Below are 21,008 nucleotides of genomic sequence, written 5' to 3'. Positions count from 1 at the left end.
CCGTCGGCGGCTACGGAGCGGTCTCGGCGATCGCGCCGAACTCCTTCTGCGCGGTGGCCGCGGCGGCGTCGGGGTCGCCGCCCTGCACGCCCTTGCGGAGCATGGCCAGGAACGGGCCGTTGGGGTCGTTGAAGAGCTGGTTGTACACCGTGGAGACCGGGGTCTGGGCCTTGTCGAGCAGCTTCGCGTTGGCGGACACCCGGGGGTCGGCCGAGGTGTACTTGTTGTCGGCCAGGTCGGTGCGGACCGGCAGCGCGCCGCTCTTGGCGACCGTCTCCACCTGGACCTTCTCCGACAGGTAGAACTCCATGAACTTCCACGCGTCGTCGGTGTGCTTCGCGCCGGCCGGGATGGCCATGATGTCGCCGCCGGCGAACGAGCTCTGGCCGCCGTCCTTGCCGGGGATGCCGGTCACGCCGAAGTCCAGGTCGGGCGCCTCGTTGACGTACTGCGACACGGCGAAGGAGCCGACGAGCTGGATGCCTATCTTCCCGCCCTGGAAGGAGCTGATGAAGTGGGTGCCGGTGTCGCCGTCGTAGCCCTTGGGCAGGTCGCCGGCCTTGTCGAGGTCGCGGTACAGGCTGAGCGCGCCCTTGACCTCGGGGGTGTCGAGGTTCGGCTTGCCGTCGGCGCCCAGGGGGCTGCCGCCGGAGGCCCAGACCAGGGGCAGCCAGGTGAAGGCGTTGGCGCCGGTGGAGTTGCCGGAGTAGTAGAAGCCGTTGACGCCGTCCCCGAGCTTGTCGACCTTGTCGGCGGCGGACTTCAGCTCGGCCCAGTTCGTCGGCGGCTTCTCCGGGTCCAGGCCGGCCTTCCTGAACAGGTCCTTGTTCCAGAAGAGCGAGGAGACGTCCACCCCGGCCGGGACGCCGTACGTCTTGTCGTCGCGCGTGGCGAGCTTCTGGTGGGCGGGGAGCAGCGCGTCGCCGTAGGGGAGCTCGTCGATGCGGTCGGTGAGGTCGGTGAGCAGCCCCTGCTGGACGAACTGCGGCATGTAGACGACGTCGACGCCGACGAGGTCGGGCAGCTTCTTGGCGCCGGCGGCGGCCGCGAACTTCGTGACGTAGTCCGCCTCGGGGATCTGCGTGACCTTGACCTTCGGCGTCTCGTGGGTCTTGTTCCAGGCGTCGGCCAGGCGCTGGAGGCTCTGCGCGGAACCGGCGCGGGCCCACAGGTCGAGGGTGCTCGGGGGCCCGCTCTCGGCGTTGTCGGCACCGCAGGCGGTGGTCAGGGCCAAGCAGGCGGTGGCGGTGGTGAGTGCGGCTGCCGTGCGCAGGCGACGTCGACTGACTCGCATGGTGCTTCCTCTTCGTGTGTAGGGGAGACGCCGTGATCCGGATCAGGGCGTGCGGGGGTAGGGAGCGGGCGGCCGGGGTCGGCTGCCCGCACCGCGGAGGGGTGGGGAGGGTGGTGCTGTGGGGTCTGGGGAGGTGCGGCCGGGCGCGGAGGGTCAGACGGTCGCGGCCGTCTCGTCGGCGGACGGGGCGAGGGAGGAGACCGAGGGGCGTGAGGACTCGCGCACCACGATCCGGCAGGGCAGCCGCTCCACCCCGCTGCGCGGCGTTCCGTCGATGAGGTCCAGGAGGCGGCGGGCCGCGACCCGGCCCAGCTCCTCCATGTTCATGTCGATGCTGGTCAGCGGCGGACGGGTGGTCTCGGCGAAGACCTCCCAGTTGTCGAAGCCGACCAGGGCGACGTCGGTCGGCACCTTGACCCCGCGGTCGCGGAGCTGGTCGGCCACGCCGCGGGCGATCTGGTCGCTGCCGCAGAAGACGGCGTCGAACGCCGTCTGCTGGGAGAGCAGGATGTCGACCGCCTCGCGGCCCCAGCTCTCGCTCCAGTCGCCGTGCAGCACCTGGCCGGGCAGGGGCTCAAGGCCCGCGTCGGCGAGCGCGGCGCGCAGGCCCGCCTCGCGCTGCGGGACGGCCTCGTAGTCCACCGGGCCGGTGACCACGGCGATCCTGCGGCGGCCGGTGGCGACCAGGTGCTCGCCGACCAGCCGCCCGCCGTGCTCGTCGTCCGGCAGGACGGACACGTCCGCGGGATCGGCCGAGTGCGCGTAGGCGTAGACGACGGGGACGCCGAGCCGGTCGCCGCCGAGCGGCGGCCGGTGGTCGGTGCGCCAGCCGGTGACGATGATGCCGTCGACCTGGCGGGCGATCAGCGAGTCCAGGAAGTACTGCTCGCGGACCCCGTCCCCGCGGGCGTCGCAGAGGAAGACCGACATCCGGCCGGCGCCCAGCGCGTCGTTGATGCCCAGCATCAGCGGCTGGTTGAACCGGCCCACGGAGTCGCTCGTCATGAGCCCGACGGTGTAGGTCCGGCCGCTCTGCAGGCTCTTGGCCAGGGAGTTCGGCTGGTACCCGAGCTCCCGGGCGCTCGCCAGGACGCGCTCGCGGGTCTCGGCCCGCAACTGGCCCGAACCGCTGAGCGCCTTGGAGGCCGTGCCGATGGCCACCCCCGCCTTCGACGCGACGTCGGAGATGGTGGGGCGGGGGCGGGAGTCGCTGACGCTCACGGAAACGGCCTTTCCTTCGTGTTTCGGCGGGATCGGGGCGAGGGGTCCGGGTCTCAACGCCGACCCGTCCTCTCCCCGCACAGCCGGTACTCGGTGCGGCTGTACAGCGTCTCACCGGGCCGCAGCACGGCACTGGGGAACTCCGGGCGGTTGGGCGAATCCGGAAAGCGCTGCGTCTCCAGGCAGACCGCACCGTGCCGCGGGTAGGCCACTCCCTCGGTGCCGCGGGCGGTCCCGTCGAGGAAGTTGCCCGTGTAGACCTGCAGGCCGGGCTCGGTCGTGCGGACCTCCAGAGAGGTCCCGTCCGGCCCGGTCAGCAGCGCGGCCTGACGGAGCGTCAGGTCGTGGTCCGATCCGTCGCGCAGGATCCAGCAGTGGTCGTAGCCGCCGGCGGCGCGCAGCTGGGGGTCGGGGGAGCCGACGCGGTCGCCGATCCGGGTCGCGGCGGTGAGGTCGAACGGGGTCCCGGCGACCGGCCGGCGCTCACCGGTCGGGATCGAGCGGTCGTCGACGGGGAGGTACGCGTCGGCGTGCACGGTGAGCCGGTGGTCGAGGACCGTGCCGCCGGGCCCGGCGAGGTTGAAGTACGCGTGGTTGGTCAGCGAGACGACGGTGGCCCGGTCGGTCGTGGCCCGGTAGGTGAGGGTCAGGGTGCCGTCGGGCCGCAGCGCGTACTCCGCGCTCACCTTTACGGCGCCGGGGAAGCCCATGTCGCCGTCCGGGCTGGTCAGTTCGAGCCGCAGGGCGGCGGCCTCGCGGCCGGCAGCCGGCTCGGCCCTCCACAGCCTGCGGTCGAAGCCGTCCGGGCCGCCGTGCAGCGCGTTGCCCCGGTCGTTGGGCGGGACCTGGTGCTCGGTCCCGTCGAGCACGAAGCGGCCGTCGGCGATGCGGTTCGCGTAGCGGCCGACCAGGGCGCCGAAGTACGGGCTCTCCTTGAGGTACGAGTCCAGGTCGGGGAGCGACAGCACGATGGAGCGGCCGGTGCCTCCGGTGCCTTCGGTGCCCGCTCCCGTGCCGAACGCGTGCAGCACGCCGCCGTAGGTCAGGACCTCCGCGAACGGCCCGTCCCCGGCCTCCAGCCGCCAGAGGTCGACGACGCTGCCGTCGGGAAGCGTCCCGAAGGGGCGGCGGGTGACCGAGGGGAGGTTCATGGAGGTCCTCTGGGAGGGGAGGGGCGGGGGGTGCGGTGCCGGGAGTGCGAGAGGGCCTTCGCTCCGGCTCGGAAAGCGAGGAAATCGTTTTCCTGGCGTTGGCCGAAGTATTCGCCCGCCCGTCGGAGGCTGTCAAGGCATGGAGCGCGACCGGAATGCGGTGCGGGGGAGCGGGGCGGGGTGGGGCGGGCGCGCTGACGCGGATCCCGGATGGGCGCGGCGAGGCCGGGCCGGGCTGGGCGGGGCGACGCCGGGCCTGGGTGGGGGCGGTGGCGCGGGTCCAGGGTGGGGCGCGGTGAGGCCGGGCCGGGCTGGGCGGGGCGACGCCGGGTCTGGGTGGGGGCGGTGGCGCGGGTCCAGGGTGGGGCGCGGTGAGGCCGGGCCGGGCTGGGCGGGGCGACGCCGGGCCCGGGTGGGGGCGGTGACGCGGGTCCCGGGTGGGGCGCGGCGACGTGGTTCCCGGGCAAGGCGACGCCGGTCAGGGCGGGCGGGGCGACGCCGACCCCGGGGGCCGACGCCGACCCCGGGCGGGGGCGGCGACGCCGGTCGGGGTGGGGCGCGGACGCACCGCGCCCCGCCCGCACCCGCCGCCTCAGCCGTCCGACTCGCGGAAGAACTCGACGTCGTCCACGGACACCCACCGGCCGCCCGAGGCCTTGCTGTAGAAGCCCACCGTCGCCTGACCGGAGGTCACCTGCACCCCCGTCATCTGCACGGTGCTCCAGTTCGGCCACCCGGTCTGAGGCAGGTCGGCCCTGCGGTCCGCGCCGCCGTGCCCCTTCACGTCGAGGTAGGCCGCCGTCTGGCCGCCGCCGCCCATGACGCGGGCCCGGACGGTGTACCGCCCGGCCGGGAGGCCCGTGACCGTCTGCGACGTGTAGACCTCGTACGCCCCGGACTTCTGCTGGGTCAGGCGCAGACTGCCGTCCGCGCTGCCCGCCTCCGTGTAGTCCGCGTCGGCGTCGCCGCCGGACTGCCCGGCCCACGTGCTCCAGGCGAGCGGGTCCTGTCCGGGGCCGGCCGCGTCGAACCCGCCGTTGCGCAGCAGGTTCCCGCCCGCGCCCGGATTCGGGGCGGTGGAGGTGACGGCCTCCGGGAACGCGGAGAGGTCCATCCGGTCCAGCTGCACGTCCCCGCTCCCGGAGCGGTGGGCGAAGGCGACCGTGTTCGCACCGGCCGCGAGGGTGACCGGGACGGCGACGGTCCCGGTCGGGAAGGCGCCGGAGCGACCGGCCGTGCGCGGGAAGTAGACGGCTCCGGCGTCGCTTCCGTTGACGCGCAGCCCCAGGTGCGCCGGGAGCGGCCAGTCCTTGTCCCCGTTGAGGTTGATCCGGTACGTGTCCGGTGCGGCGGTGCTCGTGTAGTGGACCAGCAGGCGGTACTGCCCGGCGCTCGGGGCCCGCACGGTGAGCGTTCCTGAGGCGCCGGAGGCGGTCAGGCCGCCCAGGTAGCGGCCGCCGGAGGCGGAGGCCGCGTCCGCGGGGGCCGCCCCGCCCGCGGTGGAGGCGGATTCCGCCTCGTAGCGGACGGTGGCCGGCTCGCTGACCCGCTCGACGGTCAGGTCGTCGATGTTGGCCCAGGCGCCTCCCGGGGCGGCCAGCCTGAGGCCGACGGTCGCGGTGGAGGCGGTGGCGGTGAACTCGACCTCGCGTGCCGCCCACGCCCGGCCGAGGATCTGCGGCCCCATCGCCCCCATGTCCTCGGTGGAGAAGGCCGACACCTCCCGCACCGCGCCTCCCGCGCCGGGGTCGGCGTACAGTCCGGCGTCGGCGCCGGACACGCTCGCCACGTAGGCGCGGACGCGGTAGCGCGCACCGGGCACCAGCGGGCCGACCGTCTGGCCGAGCGACACGTCCCGCTGTCCGGCGTCGGTGAAGACGGTCCCCTTCCAGTCGCCGGAGTGGGCGAGGGTGGTGCGGGCGAAGTCGGTGCTGCCGACCTGCCGCTCCGCCTTCGCGTGCGAGGGATCGCTCGCGGTCCAGCCGTCGAGGTTCCCGGTCTCGAATCCCGGGTTCGCCGCCGGGACGGTGACGGGGGCGGGCACGTCCTGGACGCGGATCGTGTAGCTGTCGGTGCCGACGGTGCCGCCGCCGGCCCGGATGGCCGCCTCCGCGTTCCCCTGGTGGAGCCGGGCGAGGTCCGACCACTTCTGCTCGGCCGGGTAGTCGCGCGAGACGTACGTGCGCAGCGCGCCGGAGGTGTCGTTGACGAAGATTCCCTGCCCGCCGGCCCAGATCTTGTCCAGGAACGCCTGCGGGGTGCCGCTCATGCCCTTGACGATCCCCATCAGGGCGCCGATGGGGGCGGCGTTGTCGACGCCCTCGTTGCCGCCGATGGACGCGATGCGCAGGGTGTCCAGGTAGTCGTTGTTCCCGTAGAGGATCGCCAGGATCACCGTGCCCTGGTTCAGGTCGGCGATCACCCGGTCGTCGTCCGCCCCGTACAACCGGCGCCGCTCGGCGGCGAGTTGCCGCTGGGCCCAGCGCCAGTCCGTGGGGTTCTGGGCGTGCAGCTGCACCGCGCGGCGGTGGACCGCCGCCGGCCAGGAGCCCTCCGGCAGCGATGCCGCCGCCTGGGACAGGGCGGTGCGTGCGTCGTCCGTCAGGAACGCCTGGGACATGAGCGTCGACATGAAGACCGACCAGGTCGTGGTGTCGAAACTGCCCGATATCCTGGCGAACTTCTCCGTGAGGGCGGCCGCCGTCCTGGGCATGCCCGGTGTGCTGAAGCCGAGCGTGTCCGTCTCGATGTACGGCTCGCAGCACCAGGAGACGGCGTTGAAGGCGTGCTCACCCGTCTGGAACGGCTTCATCCCGGTGCGTTCGATCAGCTGGGCGGCGATGTCGGACCCGCCGTAGTCCTTGATGCCGTGCTCCAGATACTCCGCGCGGATGTCCTCGTCGCTCGGGTCGGTCCCCCGCTGCTCCAGGACGTGCTGGTTGAAGTAGCCCATGAAGTAGTTGTCCTGGCCGCGCACCCGGCCCGGCGCGAGCAGTCGCGTGTACGTGGCGGGGTCGCCGGGCGTGAAGTGGGTGAAGTTCCCCGCGTAGGGGCCGTTCGCCGGCTCGAACCAGGCGTCCGGGTGCGGTGCGTCGTTCGGTGCGGCGAACTCGTAGCCGCTGAGGAAGCCGCCCACCTCGCCGATGATCCCCGCGAGCACCTTGTCGTAGTACGCGGCCTTGCCGAGCGTCACCGTGTCGGCCGCGGCCGCGGGGGCGGCGGCCGGGACCGTGAGCAGCGTCGCCACCGTCGCGGCGACTCCGGTCGAGGCCAGCAGCCGTCTCAGCAGCGGTGGTCTCGGGCGTGGGCGTGGGGAGGGCATGACGACTCCTCAGGTGTGCGGTCGGGGGAGGCACGGTGCGGTACGGCAGGGCGGCACCGGTGTCGGAAGCAGGCAGGCTCGAGGACTTGCGCGGAACAGGCGGAAACTTTTCCGCCGTCGGATCTTCCATACGATTCGGCGAAAGCGTCCGTTTCACGTGGGCACACTGTGGCCCTGAGCCCTTCCGGCGTCAACGCCGGGGACAGAGGCGGGTATCACGATTGCGTCACGCTCGGAAAGTTTCCGAAGTTTTCCGAAAGGGTGTCTGGAATGCCGGGTTCCGCGAGGGGGTGCGCATGCCGTGGGGCGGGGCCGGGAGTGTGGAGAGCGGAACGCGCCCGGGCGCGGGGTGCGGGCCGTGGGCCGCGGGGCGCCGGCGCGGGCGAAGGACGGCGCGGGGCGGGGGCGCGGGCCGCGGGGCGGCGCAGGTGAAGGGCCGGCCGCATCCGCGGTCCGCGTGGAGGCGCTCGGGGGGCCGCGACCCGTCGGCCGTCGTCGTGCGCGAGGGTTCGGGCCGCCCCTGCCGCGCGGGCCGGCCCCTACCGGGCCGACGGGCCGGCCCCTACCGGGCCGACGGGCCGGCCCCTACCGGGCCCCTACCCAGCCCCGCTCGGCCGCCCCGCGCACGCCACCTGCGACGATGGGCGGGCCGACAACACCGCCGTCGCACCTCGCCGGGCGACGCAGACCGCGAGGGGACGCCGCGTATGGCAGAGCAACGGGACCGCTGGGCGGAGCTCACCGGGGGGCGGGCCGGTGAGGAGTACGCGCGGCGGTTCGCCCGGCTCGCCGCGGCCGGGGAGGACGTCCACGGCGAGGCCGCCTTCTGCGACGCGCTGCTGCGTCCGGCCGCGCGGGTCCTCGACGCGGGCTGCGGCACCGGCCGGATCGCGATCCGGCTCGCGGAGCTGGGCCACGACTGCACCGGGGTGGACGTCGACGCCTCGATGCTCGCGGTCGCCCGCCGCGAGGCCCCCGCGCAGGACTGGCTCCTCGGCGACCTCGCCCGGCTCGACGCCCTCGGGCTGCGACCGGACTTCGACCTGGTGCTCGCCGCCGGGAACGTCGTCCCCCTGCTCGCCCCCGGCACGGAGCCGGCCGTCGTCCGGCACCTCGCCGCCGCACTGCGCCCCGGCGGCCTGCTCGTCACCGGCATGGGACTCGACGCGGCGCACCTGCCGCTGCCCGAACCCCCCTTCGCCATCGCGGAGTTCGACCTCTGGTGCGCCCGGGCCGGCCTGACCCCGCTGCACCGCTACGCCACGTGGGCCGGGGAGCCCTACGTACCGGGCTGCGGGTACGCCGTCAGCGTGCATCGCCGCCCCGCGGCCTGACGCCCCGCCGCCGTCCCCCGGTCCCGGGGGGCGGGTGAAACGGCCCTGCGGGCAGGCTCCGCACGTCGCTGGACCGCTTCGAGCAGGCGCTCGCGGAGGGCACCGGGCGATCGAGGAGCTCGGGCGACCGGTGTCTGCGCGAACGCACGACCAGGCCGTCCCGGAAGGGACGGTGACGGCGTGAGCCGGTCCCCGAGAACTCGTGGGAGCGGGCCACGCCGTCGTCGTGTGCGGATCAGACAGGGACTGCGACGGTCTTCGGCTCGGTCTCGGCGGTACCGAGGGCGGCGAGGTGGCGCTCGGCGTCCAGGGCGGCCGCCGCGCCCGTTCCGGCCGCGGTGATGGCCTGGCGGTAGGTGTGGTCGACGACGTCGCCGGCGGCGAACACCCCGGGCAGGCTGGTGCGCGTCGTCGGGGACGCGACGGTGACGTAGCCATCGGTGTCCAGGGCGAGCTGGCCCTTGAAGAGCTCGGTGCGCGGGTCGTGCCCGATGGCGATGAACAGCCCCGTGACGTCCAGGTCGCGGGTGGCGCCGGTGAGGACGTCGCGCAGGACGACGCCGGCGAGCATGCCGTTCGTCTCCTTGATCTCGGCGATCTCGCTGTCGAAGGCGAAGGAGATCTTGTCGTCGGAGAAGGCCCGGTCCTGCATGACCTTGGAGGCGCGCAGGGTGGAGCGGCGGTGGACGACCGTGACCGAGCGGGCGAAGCGGGTGAGGAAGGTGGCTTCCTCCATGGCGGTGTCGCCGCCGCCGACCACGATGATGTCGCGGTCACGGAAGAAGAACCCGTCGCAGGTCGCACACCAGGACACGCCCCGGCCGGACAGCTCGTCCTCCTTCGGCAGGCCGAGCTTGCGGTAGCCGGAGCCGGTCGCGATGATCACCGTCTTCGCGCGGTGGACGGTGCCGGCGGAGTCGGTGAGCAGCTTGATGTCGCCGGTGAGGTCCACCTCGACGATGTCGTCGTCGATCATCTCGGCGCCGAACTTCTCGGCCTGGGCCCGCATGTTCTCCATGAGGACGGGGCCGTCGACGCCGTCGGGGAAGCCGGGGAAGTTCTCGACCTCGGTGGTGGTCGTGAGCGAGCCGCCGACGAAGACGGAGCTGCCGAACAGCAGGGGCTCGAGCTGGGCGCGGGCGCTGTAGAGCGCGGCGGTGTATCCGGCGGGGCCGGAGCCGATGACGACGACCTCGCGTATCCCGCTCACGCCGTCGCCTCCGGCTTCTCCGGGGCGATCTCGGCGATCAGGCCCTCCACCAGGGTCTTGATCTCGTCGCGGATCGGGCGGACGGCCTCGACGCCCTGGCCGGCCGGGTCGTCGAGCTTCCAGTCGAGGTAGCGCTTGCCGGGGAAGACGGGGCAGGTGTCGCCGCAGCCCATGGTGATGCACACGTCCGACTCCTTCACCGCGTCGATGGTGAGGATCTTCGGCGTCTCCTTGGAGATGTCGATGCCGACCTCGGCCATCGCCTCGACGGCGGCCGGGTTGACCGCGGCGCCGGGCGCGGAGCCGGCGGAGCGGACCTCGACGCGGTCGCCGGCCAGGTGGGTCAGCCACGCGGCGGCCATCTGGGAGCGGCCGGCGTTGTGGACGCAGACGAACAGGACGGACGGCTTGTCGGCCATGGTGATCGTTCTCTCTCGTCGCATGGCGGAACCCAGCCGCCGATGACTTCAGCCCCCGCTGGTATCAGCGGGTGATGATGTGAGAGTATCAGTGCATGCTGACTTCAGTCGATCCTGATGTGATCCGGGTGCTGGGCGATCCGCTCCGCCTTCGGATCGTGACCCTGCTGGCGCGCGAGACGCTCTGCACGACGCACCTGGTCGAGGAGACCGGAGCCAAGCAGACCAACCTGTCCAACCACATGAAGGTGCTGCGCGAGGCCGGGATCGTGGAGACCGAGCCGTGCGGCCGCTTCACGTACTACAAGCTCAGGCCCGAGGTGCTGGCCGGCCTGTCCGAGCAGTTCGCCGGGCTCGCCGACTCCGCCCGCACCGCCGCCGAGAACAAGAGGGCCTGCCCGTGACCTCCACCGAGCCCACCACCGCCCCCGCTCCGACTGGCGGTGGGGACGACTCGATCGTCAGGAAGCTCTCCACGCTCGACCGCTACCTCGCGGTGTGGATCCTGCTGGCCATGGCCATCGGTCTGGGCCTGGGCCGCCTGATCCCGGGGATGAACGATGCGCTCGCGAAGATCGAGGTCGGCGGGATCTCCCTGCCGATCGCGCTCGGCCTGCTCGTGATGATGTACCCGGTGCTGGCGAAGGTCCGCTACGACCGGCTCGACCGGGTGACCGGCGACAGGAAGCTGATGGTCTCCTCGCTGGTCGTCAACTGGATCGTGGGACCGGCGGTGATGTTCGCCCTGGCGTGGATCTTCCTGCCGGACCTGCCCGAGTACCGCACCGGCCTGATCATCGTCGGCCTGGCCCGCTGCATCGCCATGGTCATCATCTGGAACGACCTCGCCTGCGGCGACCGCGAGGCCGCCGCCGTCCTCGTCGCCCTGAACTCGGTGTTCCAGGTTCTCGCGTTCGGCCTGCTGGGCTGGTTCTACCTCGACCTGCTGCCCCGGTGGATGAACCTCGGCGACGGCCAGGGCCTGGACGTGTCCGTCTGGCACATCGCGCTGAACGTCGTCATCTTCCTCGGCGTCCCGCTGCTGGCCGGCTTCCTGACCCGCCGCATCGGTGAGCAGAAGCTGGGCCGTACCGACTACGAGGCGAAGTTCCTGCCGAAGATCGGCCCGTGGGCGCTGTACGGGCTGCTGTTCACGATCGTCGTCCTCTTCGCTCTCCAGGGGAAGACGATCACCTCGCAGCCGCTGGACGTCGTACGCATCGCACTGCCGCTGCTGGTGTACTTCGCCCTCATGTTCTTCGGCACCTTCCTCCTCGGCAAGGGCCTGGGCCTGGCCTACGACCGCACCACGACCCTCGCCTTCACCGCGGCGGGCAACAACTTCGAGCTGGCCATCGCCGTCGCCATCGCCACCTTCGGCGTCACCTCCGGCCAGGCCCTGTCCGGCGTCGTCGGCCCGCTCATCGAAGTCCCGGTCCTGATCGGCCTGGTCTACGTCGCGCTCGCCTGGCGCAAGAAGTTCGCCCCCGGCGCGGTGACCACGGCCCCGTGACCCACCACACGGATGTGGTGGTGGTCGGTGGCGGCCAGGCAGGACTCGCCGCCGGCTACCACCTGCGCCGCCAGGCCCTGGACTTCGTGATCCTGGACGCCGGCACGGCGCCGGGCGGGGCGTGGCAGCACATGTGGAGCTCGCTGCACCTGTTCTCCCCGGCCGAGCACTCCTCGCTGCCCGGTCGCCTCATGCCCGCCCGAGCGGGCGAGACGTACCCGGGCGCGGGGCACGTGGTGGACTACCTGACCGACTACGGGAAGCGCTACGACCTGCCCGTCCAGCACGGCACCCGCGTGGACGCCGTACGCCGCGACGCAGACCGGCTCCTGGTCGAAGCGGACACCGGCACGTGGCGGGCCCGCGCGGTCATCAGCACCACCGGCAGCTGGTCGCGGCCGTTCCTGCCCGCCGTCCCCGGCAGATCCGTCTTCACCGGGCGGCAGCTGCACACGGTGAACTACCGCCGTCCGGCCGACTTCGCCGACCAGCGCGTCATCGTCGTCGGCGGCGGTAACTCCGGCGCCCAGATCGCCGCCGACCTCGCCCTCGACGGCCGTGTCGAAGTGACGTGGGTGACCCGGCGGCCGCCGCGGTTCCTGCCGGACGACATCGACGGCCGGGCCCTGTTCGATGTCGCCACCGCCCGCCGCCGCGCCCTGGACGCCGGCGGCAGCGACACCGGCGGGGTCGCCTCCCTCGGCGACATCGTGGCCGTGCCGCCCGTCCGCGCGGCCCGCGACGCCGGGCTCCTGACCGCGAAGCCGATGTTCGCCGGTCTCTCGGCAACCGGTGTCCGGTGGGCTGACGGCAGCCGGAGCGACGAGGATGCGGTGATCTGGTGCACCGGCTTTCGCCCGGCCCTGGCCCACCTTGCCCCGCTGAACCTGCGCGGCCCGCGCGGCCGCATTCCCACCGACGGCACGCGCGCCCTGGGTGAGCCGCGGCTGCACCTGCTCGGCTACGGCGACTGGACCGGCCCGGCCTCGGCCACCCTCATCGGCGTCGGCCGTCCGGCCCGCGACGCCGTCCGCGCGATCGCCGGCCTGCCGTGACCGGTCAGCTGATGGCGGGGCTGCGGCGCTCGACGAGGACGACGTCGCGCCGGCGCCGTGACGGCGCCCGATCCGCTCCCGTGCCGATGACACGGAAGCCGGCCCGCTGGTGAACACAGAGGTCGGCGGTGTTCTCGGGAGAGATCCCCGACCGGATCGTCCGGATCCCGGCCCGTTCCGTGGAGTCCACCGGAGCCTTCAGCAGCGCGGAGGCGACGCCGCGGCCGCGGGCAGCCGGGTGGACGTAGACGGGGTGCGGTGGACCGGCAGCACCTGCCCCGCGTGTTCCGGCGCCGGCGGCACGAGCACCGGGCTCGCAGATCCGCTCACCGCGACGTCCCCCCTCCTCGTCCCGGTCAGGCCGCGGCCGGCATCGTCAGCAGCTTGCCCATCGCGGCGAGCACCGACGGCTCGACCCGGTAGTAGACCCAGGTGCCGCGCCGCTCGGAGGTGAGCAGCCCGGCCTCCTTGAGCTTCTTCAGGTGGTGGGACACGGTGGGCTGGGAGACGCCGACGTCGGAGATGTCGCACACGCACGCTTCCCCGCCCTCGTGCGAGGCCACAGCGGAGAACAGCCGCAGGCGCACCGGGTCACCGAGTGCCTTGAACATCCGCGCGGCCGTCTCGGCCTCCTCGGCGGTCATCGGGCGCTCGGTCAGCGGCGGGCAGCACGGCACCGCACCCTGGCCATCGGCGGGCTCGAGCAGCGGCAGCACCTTCGCATTCGACATGCGTCTATGTTGACACATGTCGAACCAGTGCGGGTAGGTCCGTCACCCCAGGATGCGCTGGGCGGCGAACTTCACCGGCCCGCGGGCGGTGAGCGTGACGCGTGCCGCCTCGGCGAGCTCGGCGGCGATCTGCACCGCGGAGTTCCCGGCCCCGACCACGACCACCCGACGGCCGCCGAAGGGGCCGGGCTGCGGTGGTCGGCGGCGTGCAGCACCTGCCCGGCGTACTCCTGAGGGCCCGGCAGCACCGGCCGGTGCGGGCGACCGGACGTCCCGGAGGCTGCGGCAACGGCCCGCGCGGACAACCGGCCGCCGCCCTCCGGCTCCACCGCGAAGCCGTCGCCGGTGCGGCGGAGCGCAATGACGCGGCAGCCGGTGCGGATCTCGGCGTCCAGGCGGCCGGCGCGGGCGGCGAGGGAGGCGACGGCCTCGTCGCGGTGCGGGTAGCGGTCACGGTCGGCGCCGGGGAACGGCATCCCGGGCAGGGAGCCGTACCGGGCGGACGGGAACAGCGTGAGGCTGTCGTAGCGGCGCGGCCACGCCCCGGCCGCACGGTCGGGCGCCTCCAGTACCACCGACCTCAGGCCGCGCCGCAGCAGCGTATGGGCGGTGGCGGGCCCGGGCTGGCCACCGCCGATCACGGCGGCGTCGATGTGCTCCATCGGCGAACACCCTGACTTCGATGAATGTCTATGTTGACGCCCATCGATGCAGATGTCATGCTGGGCCGCGCAAGCCATCGACAGACGTCGAAACACGCAAGGAGTCGCCGTGAACGCGCCCGCCACCACCGAGTCGCCCGTCGTCGTGATCGGGGCCGGCCCCGCCGGCCTGGCCGCCGCCGCCCACCTCATCGACCAGGGCATCGAGCCCCTGGTCCTGGAGGCCGGGCCCACCGCCGGCGCCGCAGTGCGCGAGTGGTCGCACGTGCGGCTGTTCTCCACCTGGGGCGAGGTCGTCGACCCCGCCGCCGAGAAGCTCCTCGCCCCCACCGGCTGGACCCGCCCCGACCCGGCCACCTACCCCGCCGGCGGCGACTGGGCCGAGTCCTACCTGCAGCCGCTCGCCGACGTCCTCGGCGACCGTGTCCGCACCGGCGCCACCGTCACCGGCGTCTCGCGGGCCGGCCGGGACCGGATCGTGGACGCCGACCGCGAGACCCAGCCGTTCGTCGTGCACGTCGCCCACACCGACGGCCGTGAGGAGCGCCTCTTCGCCCGCGCGGTCATCGACGCCTCGGGCACCTGGGCCACGCCGTCCCCGGCCGGCGGCAGCGGACTTCCCGCGCTCGGCGAGACGACCGCAGCGGACCGGATCACCTACCGCGTCCCGGACCTGAAGGACCCGGCCGTCCGGGCCCGCTACGCGGGCAGGCGCACCGCCGTGATCGGCTCCGGCGCCTCGGCGTTCACCGCTCTCGCCTCCCTCGCCGACCTGGCCAAGTCCGACGACGGGACCGGTACGAAGGGCGTGTGGATCCTGCGCCGGGGCATCTCCGGCTCCACCTTCGGCGGCGGCGAGGCCGACCAGCTCCCGGCGCGCGGCGCCCTGGGCCTGGCGGCGCAGGCCGCCGTCGACGAGGGCCACGCGGACGCCGTCACCGGCTTCCGCACCGAGGCGGTCGAGCGCGACGGCGACGGCCGCCTGGTCCTGGTCGGCGAGGACGGCCGCCGCCTGGACCCGGTCGACGAGGCGATCGTGCTGACCGGCTTCCGCCCCGACCTGTCCTTCCTCGACGAGCTCCGCCTCGGCCTCGACGAGCGCCTCCAGGCACCGGTCGAGCTCGCGCCGCTGATCGACCCCAACCAGCACTCCTGCGGCACCGTCTACCCGCACGGCCACCGCGAGCTCTCCCACCCCGAGCCGGGGGTGTACCTGGTGGGCATGAAGTCCTACGGCCGCGCACCCACGTTCCTCGCGATGACCGGCTACGAGCAGGTCCGCTCGGTGGCCGCCGCGATCGCAGGCGACCTCGACGCGGCCGACCGCGTCGAACTGACCCTGCCCGAGACCGGGGTCTGCGGCGGCGCGGGCCTGTTCGACACCCCCGGCACCCCCGACACCTCCGACAACCCGCAGACCGACGGCGGCGGCTGCTGCGCACCCACCCCGCAGCCCGTCCGGCTCAGCGCCCCCGGCGCGGTCGGTGCGGTTGCCGAGGAGGCCCCGGCGGGCGGCTGCTGCGGTTCGTGACCCGAGGGCGCCAGGCGCGCGGCCGCAACCAAAAGAGGGGACCGGTCACGGCCCCGCGCCGCCCTGCCGGGCTCCGCACCGTACGCCGCCGCGTCGCCCTGCCGCGCTTCACGGCCTGATCCCGCGTCATCCTCCGCGGCGGGGCGCCCGGCCGGGCCGTCGGCCCGCTCCCCCGCTCCGGGGGGGGTGGAGGTTCTCCTGCACAGATCATCTAGTTGAATCAAGGACGAAAAAGAGGACACCGAGGCCGCCGCGACACCGCGGCGCGTCGCGGGTGCGGAGGGGATCACCATGCACCGGACCGCCTGGGAGCCGGGCGTCACATCCTTCGGGCGGGCGCTGCGGCAGTTGCGGCTCGACCACGGATTCACCATGGAGCAGTTGGCGGAGGCCTCCGGGGTGTCCGTGCGGGCGATCGGCGACATGGAGCGCGGGCGCAGCGCGCGCCCCCGCCGGGGAACGGTCACCGCGCTGGCGCAGGGCATGCGGCTGGAGGGGGCGGCGTACGACGGGCTGATGGCCGCGGCCCGGGTGGCGCGCGCGGCCGGCAAGGGGGCCGAACCCGTACGCGTGTCGCCCTGCATGCTGCCGCGGGGCGTGCCGGACTTCGTGGGCCGGGAGGCGGAGCTGTCCGTGTTGCGCGACCTCGCCCGGCGGGCGGCGACGGACGACCGGCCCGGGACGGCCGCCGAGCGGTTCCCGACGCTTCCGGCCGCCGTCGTGTCGGGGGTGCCGGGCAGCGGGAAGACGACGCTGGCGGTGCGGCTCGCGGAGGAGAGTGCCGCCTCCCTGTCCGACGGCGCGTTCTTCGTGGACATGCGCGGCCTGGACGAACGGCCGCTGACCGCCGACGAGGCGGCGATGCGGCTGCTCGGCGCGTGGGGCGCGGCGGACACCGCCGGCGCCCAGTTGAGCGCGGAGGACCGTATGGCGCTCTACCACGCCACCGCGGCGGACCTGCGCGCGGTCGTCGTGCTGGACAACGCGCGGGACGAGGCGCAGGTCAGGCCGTTGCTCCCCGCCCGCGGGCGGGTCCTGGTGGTGGTCACCAGCCGGCACACCCTGGCCGGCCTGTCCGGTGTGCGGCGGGTGGCACTGGGCTCGCTGTCGGAACGGGAGTCGACGGCGCTGCTGCGGGCCGTGGTGGACGACGGCCGGGTCGAGGACGACCCCGCGGCAGCCGGATCGGTCACCGCACTGTGCGGACACCTGCCCCTGGCACTCCGCGTGGCAGCCAACTGGGCCGCCACCCGCTCCAACTGGAGCCTGCGCCGGCTCGCGGCCCGCCTGGCGGACGAGGACCGCCGCATCGACGCCCTCAGCGCGGGCGACCTGCGCGTCAACTCCGCGTTCTCGCTGTCGTACTCGCGCCTCTCCCCCGAGACCGCCCGCATGTTCCGTCTCCTGTCCCTCGTCCCCGGCGGCGACTTCAGCGCCCCGCTGGCCGCCGTCGTGGCCGGGACCGGACTCCCCGACGCCGAGGACCTCCTGGAGGAACTCATCGAAACGGGCCTCCTGATGACCTCGCGGGGCGACCGCTACCGCTTCCACGACCTGCTGCGGCTCTACGCGCGCGCCCGGCACCGCGAGACCGACGAGGAGGGGCACTCGGCGCGGGCCTCGACCGGCCTGCGGTCGTGGCTCCTGGAGGCGGCGCAGGCGGCGGGACAGGTCTACGCCTCGGGCGACCGGGTACCGCCTACCCGACGCCCGCGGCACGTCCGCCTGGACGGCCGGGACGAGGCGCTGGCCTGGCTCAAAGCCGAGGGCGACAACTGGCTGGGGGCGTACCGCCAGGCGGCCGCCCTCGGCGAGCACAGGGCGGTCACGGCGACCGCGAAGGCCGTGGAGGAGACCTGCGGGAGCTGGATCTCCTGGAGCCACTGGGGAGAGGTCTTCGAACAGGCGGCCCGGGCCTCGACGGCGCTCGACGACCGGGTGTCGGAAGCCGCGTTCCGCAGCAACCACGCCTGGGTCCTCTGGCAGTGCGACCGCCGCCACGAGGACGCGCTCGCCGCCGCCGCCTCCGCCCTCGCCACCGCCACCGACTGCGGCGACCTCGTCGAGCAGGCGAGGGCCCACATGTACCTGGGCTGGCTCCAGGACGCGGTCGACGACGTCGCGAACGCCGTCGAGAGCATCTCCCTGGCCATGAGCCTCTTCCACGAGGCCGACGAACTGGACAGGTACCTGCAGGCCGCCAACGTGAACATCACCGTCCTGCGCAAGGCCGGACGCACACGGGAGGCCGTGGAGACCCACCGTACGGTCATGCGCGCGCTGGCCGATCCCGCCCAGCGCGACCGGATACCGCCCCATGCCATGACGAGGGTGGTCTCCACCTACCACGTGTCGTACGTCTACCTGAACGAGGGACGGTGGGAGGAGGCGGCCGAGGCACTGGGCTCCATCCGCGGCGAGCAGGAGGGCCGCGGCTACTTCCGGGCCGGTGCGAAGGTCCACCTCTACCTCGGCCACGCCCTCGCGCACCTCGGGCGCCGCGAGGAGGCGGAGGTCTCCTACCGGGCCGTGCTCGAGCGCGGCGTGTCCGCGCCCGCTGAGCTGCTGGAGGAGGCGCACGCGAGCCTCGACGCACTGGCCGCGGGAGCACTGCCGGGACGCACGGCGTTCGAGTAGGGCTCGCCGACCGGCAGTTCCGAACTGCCCGCGCTCCTGCCTGGGACGGACCGCGGCCCGCTGCTTGGCTGAGCGGGACGGAGGATCCGCGGGGCGCGAGCGCCCCCGGCTCCTTCCGGCCCAGTGAGCTTCGAGGCGAGCAAGAAGGAGTACCGGTGCCCCCGATGCCGGCAGCGGACGCGGTCCGCGGAGACAGTCGACTCGGCGCATGGCAGGAGCGGGTGCGCACCGTCCTGGGCGCCGTCCGCGTCACGACGGCCGACGGCGCGTCACCGGGCGGGACGGTCGTCACCGCCCGCCTCGGCCACCTCGACGTCTCGCGCGTCGCGTCCGACACGCAGCGGGTGACCCGCGCCGCGGCCGCCCCGCACGTCGACGGCGGCCCCGGTGTGCTCCTGGTCCTGCTCACGCGCGGCACGGCGGCCCTCGTCCAGGGCGGACGCCACCTCGTCGCCGGCGGAGGCGACCTGATGGTGTGGGACGAGGCCGGCCCCTACTCCCTCCACTGCGAGGGTCCCTTCACCGCCCTGGTGCTCCGGGTGCCGCGGTCCCGGCTCGCCCCGTACGACAGGGCGACCCGGGGCGCCGCGCTGCCGGCCTTCGCCTCGTCGGCCGGGACCGCGGGGCTGCTCGGCACCGTCGTCTCCACCCTCGCCACGTCGCCGGCGTCCTACGCCCCGGCCGTGGCCGGGCGGCTCGCCGACACTGTCGTGGAGCTCCTGTCCGTCCTGCTCCTCGAACGCTCCCGGCCCGGGGACGCGGAGGCCGGCGCGCGGGCCGCGCTGGTCCGGCGGGTGCGCGAGCACATCGACCGCCACCTCGAGGACCCCGCCCTGTCCCCGCGGACCGTGGCGCGCGACCACCACATCTCCGTGCGGTACCTGCACCGCGTCTTCCAGTCCGAGGACACCACCGTCGGGCGGCTGATCCAGCAGCGCAGGATCGAGCAGAGCGCCCGCGAACTGGCGCGGCCCGAGCTGCGGACGCTGTCCGTCGCGGCGATCGCACTGCGGTGGGGATTCGCCGACCCGGGCCACTTCAGCCGCGCGTTCCGCCGGTACCACGGGTGCACCCCGGTGGAGTGGCGCAGGCGCGGCGGCCGCGTGTGACCCGGTCCGGACTCAGTCGAGGCGCAGATCGGCGATCCGCCGCTCCGGCACCGTGACGCCGTCCTCCCCGTCGGGCCCCGGCCGGGTCGCGCGGGCGCTCATCAGGGCGGCCAGCTCGCCGCCCGCGCGCCGGACGCGAGCGGGCAGGCCCTCGGACCAGGCGTCCCCGCCCGCCCCCCAGTCCTGGGACGCCGCGTACACGGCCGTGGGCACGACGACCGAGCGCAGGGAGGCGAAGAGCGGCCGCAGGGCGTGCTCCAGCACCAGCGAGTGGCGGGCTGTGCCGCCGGTCGCCCCGATCAGGACCGGGGTGCCGGTCAGGGCGTCGGGGTCGACCAGGTCGAAGAACGACTTGAAGAGGCCGCTGTAGGACGCGGTGAAGACGGGGGTCACGGCGACGAGGCCGTCGGCCGACGTCACGGCCTCGACGGCGGCGGCCAGACGCGGGGACGGGAAGCCGGTCACGAGGTGGTCCGCCACCCCCCTGGCGAGTTCACGCAGCTCCACGACCTCGACGGTCGCCCCCTCCCGGTCGGCGGGGAGTTGTGCGCGGACGGAATCGGCCAGGCGGTCGGCGAGCAGGCGCGTCGAGGAGGGCGTGCTCAGTCCCGCGGAGACGACGGTCAGCTTCACGCCGCGGTCACTCCCCCGGGCACGGACGCGGCGACGCGGGCCGCGTGGGTGGGGGCGTCGGGGACGCCGGCGGGTCGGAGCTTGGCGAACTCCTCGCGCAGGACGGGGACGACCTGCTCGCCGAGGATGTCGAGCTGCTCCAGGACCGTCTTCAGCGGCAGCCCGGCGTGGTCCATGAGGAACAACTGCCGCTGGTAGTCCCCGACGTGGTCGCGGAAGGCCAGGGTGCGCTCGATGACCTGCTGCGGGGAGCCGACGGTCAGCGGGGTCTGCTCGGTGAACTCCTCCAGCGACGGACCGTGCCCGTAGACGGGCGCGTTGTCGAAGTACGGCCGGAACTCCCGTACGGCGTCCTGGGAGTTGGCCCGCATGAACACCTGGCCGCCGAGGCCGACGATCGCCTGCTCGGGGGTGCCGTGGCCGTAGTGCGCGTACCGCTGCCGGTAGAGCCTCACCATCTGCCTGGTGTGCGACGCGGGCCAGAAGATGTTGTTGTGGAAGAACCCGTCACCGTAGAACGCGGCCTGCTCGGCGATCTCCGGGGAGCGGATCGAGCCGTGCCACACGAACGGCGCGACGCCGTCCAGCGGGCGCGGGGTGGAGGTGAACGACTGCAGCGGGGTGCGGAAAGCACCCTCCCAGTCCACCGTGTCCTCGTCCCACAGCCGGCGCAGCAGCGCGTAGTTCTCCTTGGCCAGGTCGATGCCCCGCCGGATGTCCTGACCGAACCAGGGGTACACCGGGCCGGTGTTCCCGCGGCCCATCATGAGGTCGACGCGGCCGTCCGCGATGTGCTGGAGCATCGCGTAGTCCTCGGCGATCTTCACCGGGTCGTTCGTGGTGATCAGGGTGGTGGCGGTGGAGAGGAGCAGCCGCTCGGTGCGGGCGGCGATGTACCCGAGCAGGGTGGTGGGGGAAGAGGGGACGAAGGGCGGGTTGTGGTGCTCGCCGGTCGCGAAGACGTCGAGCCCCACCTCCTCCGCCTTGAGGGCGATGGCGACCATCGCCCTGATCCGCTCGTGCTCGCTCGGAGCACGGCCGGTGGTGGGGTCGGGGGTGACGTCCCCGACGGTGAACACGCCGAACTGCATGGGTACCGCTCTTCCTGATCGATGTCGTGCTGGTGCGGCGGCCGGGCCGGTCCCTCCGGCCGCCGCTGAGGGGGATGCGCACCCGCGGGGGACCG

At 73.8% G+C, this 21,008-nt stretch carries 17 protein-coding genes and 1 pseudogene; 7 read left to right on the top strand and 11 right to left on the bottom strand.

From position 1 onward, the window contains the following. Positions 1 to 10: 10 nt before the first annotated feature. The 4 genes from ACFWEG_RS02445 to ACFWEG_RS02430 form a co-directional block, all read right to left on the bottom strand. Positions 11 to 1,294 carry an ABC transporter substrate-binding protein gene (locus ACFWEG_RS02445; protein ID WP_387208295.1) on the bottom strand — a complete coding sequence of 428 codons (1,284 nt, stop codon included), beginning with the start codon at positions 1,292 to 1,294 and terminating at the stop codon, positions 11 to 13. Positions 1,295 to 1,447: 153 nt separating this feature from the next. Next, positions 1,448 to 2,515, bottom strand: coding sequence for a LacI family DNA-binding transcriptional regulator (locus ACFWEG_RS02440; protein ID WP_387208293.1), 1,068 nt, complete (start codon positions 2,513 to 2,515; stop codon positions 1,448 to 1,450). 53 nt (positions 2,516 to 2,568) lie between these two features. Further along, entirely contained in the window at positions 2,569 to 3,666 is a 1,098-nt protein-coding gene (locus ACFWEG_RS02435; RefSeq protein WP_387208291.1) for an aldose epimerase family protein, read from the bottom strand. 592 nt (positions 3,667 to 4,258) lie between these two features. Further along, on the bottom strand, positions 4,259 to 6,988 hold the full coding sequence (locus ACFWEG_RS02430; RefSeq protein WP_387208289.1) for an ADP-ribosylglycohydrolase family protein: 2,730 nt from the start codon (positions 6,986 to 6,988) through the stop codon (positions 4,259 to 4,261). Positions 6,989 to 7,695: 707 nt separating this feature from the next. On the opposite strand from ACFWEG_RS02430, the gene ACFWEG_RS02425 reads away from it, so the two are divergent. Next, a complete protein-coding gene (locus ACFWEG_RS02425; RefSeq protein ID WP_387208287.1) occupies positions 7,696 to 8,322 on the top strand; it encodes a class I SAM-dependent methyltransferase in 627 nt (208 codons plus the stop codon). A gap of 235 nt (positions 8,323 to 8,557) precedes the next feature. On the opposite strand, the gene trxB is transcribed toward ACFWEG_RS02425, so the two are convergent. Beyond that, the gene (gene trxB / locus ACFWEG_RS02420) at positions 8,558 to 9,532 is read right to left on the bottom strand and encodes a thioredoxin-disulfide reductase (protein ID WP_387208285.1); all 975 of its coding nucleotides are present in this window, start codon (positions 9,530 to 9,532) and stop codon (positions 8,558 to 8,560) included. Next, positions 9,529 to 9,951, bottom strand: coding sequence for an arsenate reductase ArsC (locus ACFWEG_RS02415; RefSeq protein WP_387208360.1), 423 nt, complete (start codon positions 9,949 to 9,951; stop codon positions 9,529 to 9,531). The genes trxB and ACFWEG_RS02415 overlap by 4 nt, the downstream gene beginning before the upstream one ends. Positions 9,952 to 10,046: 95 nt before the next feature. On the opposite strand from ACFWEG_RS02415, the gene ACFWEG_RS02410 reads away from it, so the two are divergent. The 3 genes from ACFWEG_RS02410 to ACFWEG_RS02400 are packed head-to-tail and all read left to right on the top strand — an operon-like array spanning position 10,047 to position 12,519. After that, positions 10,047 to 10,355, top strand: coding sequence for an ArsR/SmtB family transcription factor (locus ACFWEG_RS02410; RefSeq protein WP_387208283.1), 309 nt, complete (start codon positions 10,047 to 10,049; stop codon positions 10,353 to 10,355). Next, positions 10,352 to 11,464 carry an ACR3 family arsenite efflux transporter gene (gene arsB, locus ACFWEG_RS02405; RefSeq protein WP_387208281.1) on the top strand — a complete coding sequence of 371 codons (1,113 nt, stop codon included), beginning with the start codon at positions 10,352 to 10,354 and terminating at the stop codon, positions 11,462 to 11,464. The genes ACFWEG_RS02410 and arsB overlap by 4 nt, the downstream gene beginning before the upstream one ends. After that, a complete protein-coding gene (locus tag ACFWEG_RS02400) occupies positions 11,461 to 12,519 on the top strand; it encodes an ArsO family NAD(P)H-dependent flavin-containing monooxygenase (RefSeq protein ID WP_387208279.1) in 1,059 nt (352 codons plus the stop codon). The genes arsB and ACFWEG_RS02400 overlap by 4 nt, the downstream gene beginning before the upstream one ends. 4 nt (positions 12,520 to 12,523) lie before the next feature. Here ACFWEG_RS02400 and ACFWEG_RS02395 read toward each other — a convergent pair. From ACFWEG_RS02395 to ACFWEG_RS02385, 3 genes and pseudogenes are all read right to left on the bottom strand, one after another. Beyond that, a pseudogene (locus tag ACFWEG_RS02395) lies at positions 12,524 to 12,775 on the bottom strand (GNAT family N-acetyltransferase); the annotation flags it as partial. Positions 12,776 to 12,875: 100 nt separating this feature from the next. Continuing rightward, a complete protein-coding gene (locus tag ACFWEG_RS02390) occupies positions 12,876 to 13,250 on the bottom strand; it encodes an ArsR/SmtB family transcription factor (RefSeq protein WP_387208277.1) in 375 nt (124 codons plus the stop codon). A 71-nt stretch (positions 13,251 to 13,321) separates the two neighbouring features. Next, positions 13,322 to 13,912, bottom strand: coding sequence for a hypothetical protein (locus tag ACFWEG_RS02385; protein WP_387208274.1), 591 nt, complete (start codon positions 13,910 to 13,912; stop codon positions 13,322 to 13,324). A 109-nt stretch (positions 13,913 to 14,021) separates the two neighbouring features. On the opposite strand from ACFWEG_RS02385, the gene ACFWEG_RS02380 reads away from it, so the two are divergent. The 3 genes from ACFWEG_RS02380 to ACFWEG_RS02370 all read left to right on the top strand — a co-directional run bounded on the left by ACFWEG_RS02380 (position 14,022) and on the right by ACFWEG_RS02370 (position 19,189). After that, positions 14,022 to 15,443 carry an NAD(P)-binding domain-containing protein gene (locus tag ACFWEG_RS02380; RefSeq protein ID WP_387208272.1) on the top strand — a complete coding sequence of 474 codons (1,422 nt, stop codon included), beginning with the start codon at positions 14,022 to 14,024 and terminating at the stop codon, positions 15,441 to 15,443. Between the two features lie 291 nt (positions 15,444 to 15,734). Beyond that, on the top strand, positions 15,735 to 18,080 hold the full coding sequence (locus ACFWEG_RS02375) for a helix-turn-helix domain-containing protein (protein WP_387208270.1): 2,346 nt from the start codon (positions 15,735 to 15,737) through the stop codon (positions 18,078 to 18,080). Between the two features lie 164 nt (positions 18,081 to 18,244). Beyond that, entirely contained in the window at positions 18,245 to 19,189 is a 945-nt protein-coding gene (locus tag ACFWEG_RS02370) for a helix-turn-helix domain-containing protein (protein WP_387208267.1), read from the top strand. Between the two features lie 12 nt (positions 19,190 to 19,201). Here ACFWEG_RS02370 and ACFWEG_RS02365 read toward each other — a convergent pair whose 3' ends face one another. Both ACFWEG_RS02365 and ACFWEG_RS02360 read right to left on the bottom strand, forming a co-directional pair. Next, the gene (locus ACFWEG_RS02365; RefSeq protein ID WP_387208265.1) at positions 19,202 to 19,822 is read right to left on the bottom strand and encodes an FMN reductase; all 621 of its coding nucleotides are present in this window, start codon (positions 19,820 to 19,822) and stop codon (positions 19,202 to 19,204) included. Next, entirely contained in the window at positions 19,819 to 20,913 is a 1,095-nt protein-coding gene (locus ACFWEG_RS02360; protein ID WP_387208263.1) for an LLM class flavin-dependent oxidoreductase, read from the bottom strand. The genes ACFWEG_RS02365 and ACFWEG_RS02360 overlap by 4 nt, the downstream gene beginning before the upstream one ends. Positions 20,914 to 21,008: the final 95 nt, after the last annotated feature.

This window comes from Streptomyces sp. NPDC060194, assembly GCF_042728285.1.
Lineage (GTDB): Bacteria > Actinomycetota > Actinomycetes > Streptomycetales > Streptomycetaceae > Streptomyces.
Note: the sequence above shows the minus strand (reverse complement) of the source record. Positions and strands in the feature narration are given on the sequence as shown.

Bases quoted from the DNA above. Each gene is read 5' to 3' on its own strand.
- ACFWEG_RS02435 (WP_387208291.1), bottom strand. From the start codon at position 3,666: ATGAACCTCCCCTCGGTCACCCGCCGCCCCTTCGGGACGCTTCCCGAC.
- ACFWEG_RS02375 (WP_387208270.1), top strand. From the start codon at position 15,735: ATGCACCGGACCGCCTGGGAGCCGGGCGTCACATCCTTCGGGCGGGCG.
- ACFWEG_RS02390 (WP_387208277.1), bottom strand. From the start codon at position 13,250: ATGTCGAATGCGAAGGTGCTGCCGCTGCTCGAGCCCGCCGATGGCCAG.
- ACFWEG_RS02410 (WP_387208283.1), top strand. From the start codon at position 10,047: ATGCTGACTTCAGTCGATCCTGATGTGATCCGGGTGCTGGGCGATCCG.
- ACFWEG_RS02385 (WP_387208274.1), bottom strand. From the start codon at position 13,912: ATGGAGCACATCGACGCCGCCGTGATCGGCGGTGGCCAGCCCGGGCCC.
- ACFWEG_RS02445 (WP_387208295.1), bottom strand. From the start codon at position 1,294: ATGCGAGTCAGTCGACGTCGCCTGCGCACGGCAGCCGCACTCACCACC.
- ACFWEG_RS02360 (WP_387208263.1), bottom strand. From the start codon at position 20,913: ATGCAGTTCGGCGTGTTCACCGTCGGGGACGTCACCCCCGACCCCACC.
- ACFWEG_RS02415 (WP_387208360.1), bottom strand. From the start codon at position 9,951: ATGGCCGACAAGCCGTCCGTCCTGTTCGTCTGCGTCCACAACGCCGGC.
- ACFWEG_RS02370 (WP_387208267.1), top strand. From the start codon at position 18,245: ATGCCGGCAGCGGACGCGGTCCGCGGAGACAGTCGACTCGGCGCATGG.
- ACFWEG_RS02425 (WP_387208287.1), top strand. From the start codon at position 7,696: ATGGCAGAGCAACGGGACCGCTGGGCGGAGCTCACCGGGGGGCGGGCC.
- ACFWEG_RS02430 (WP_387208289.1), bottom strand. From the start codon at position 6,988: ATGCCCTCCCCACGCCCACGCCCGAGACCACCGCTGCTGAGACGGCTG.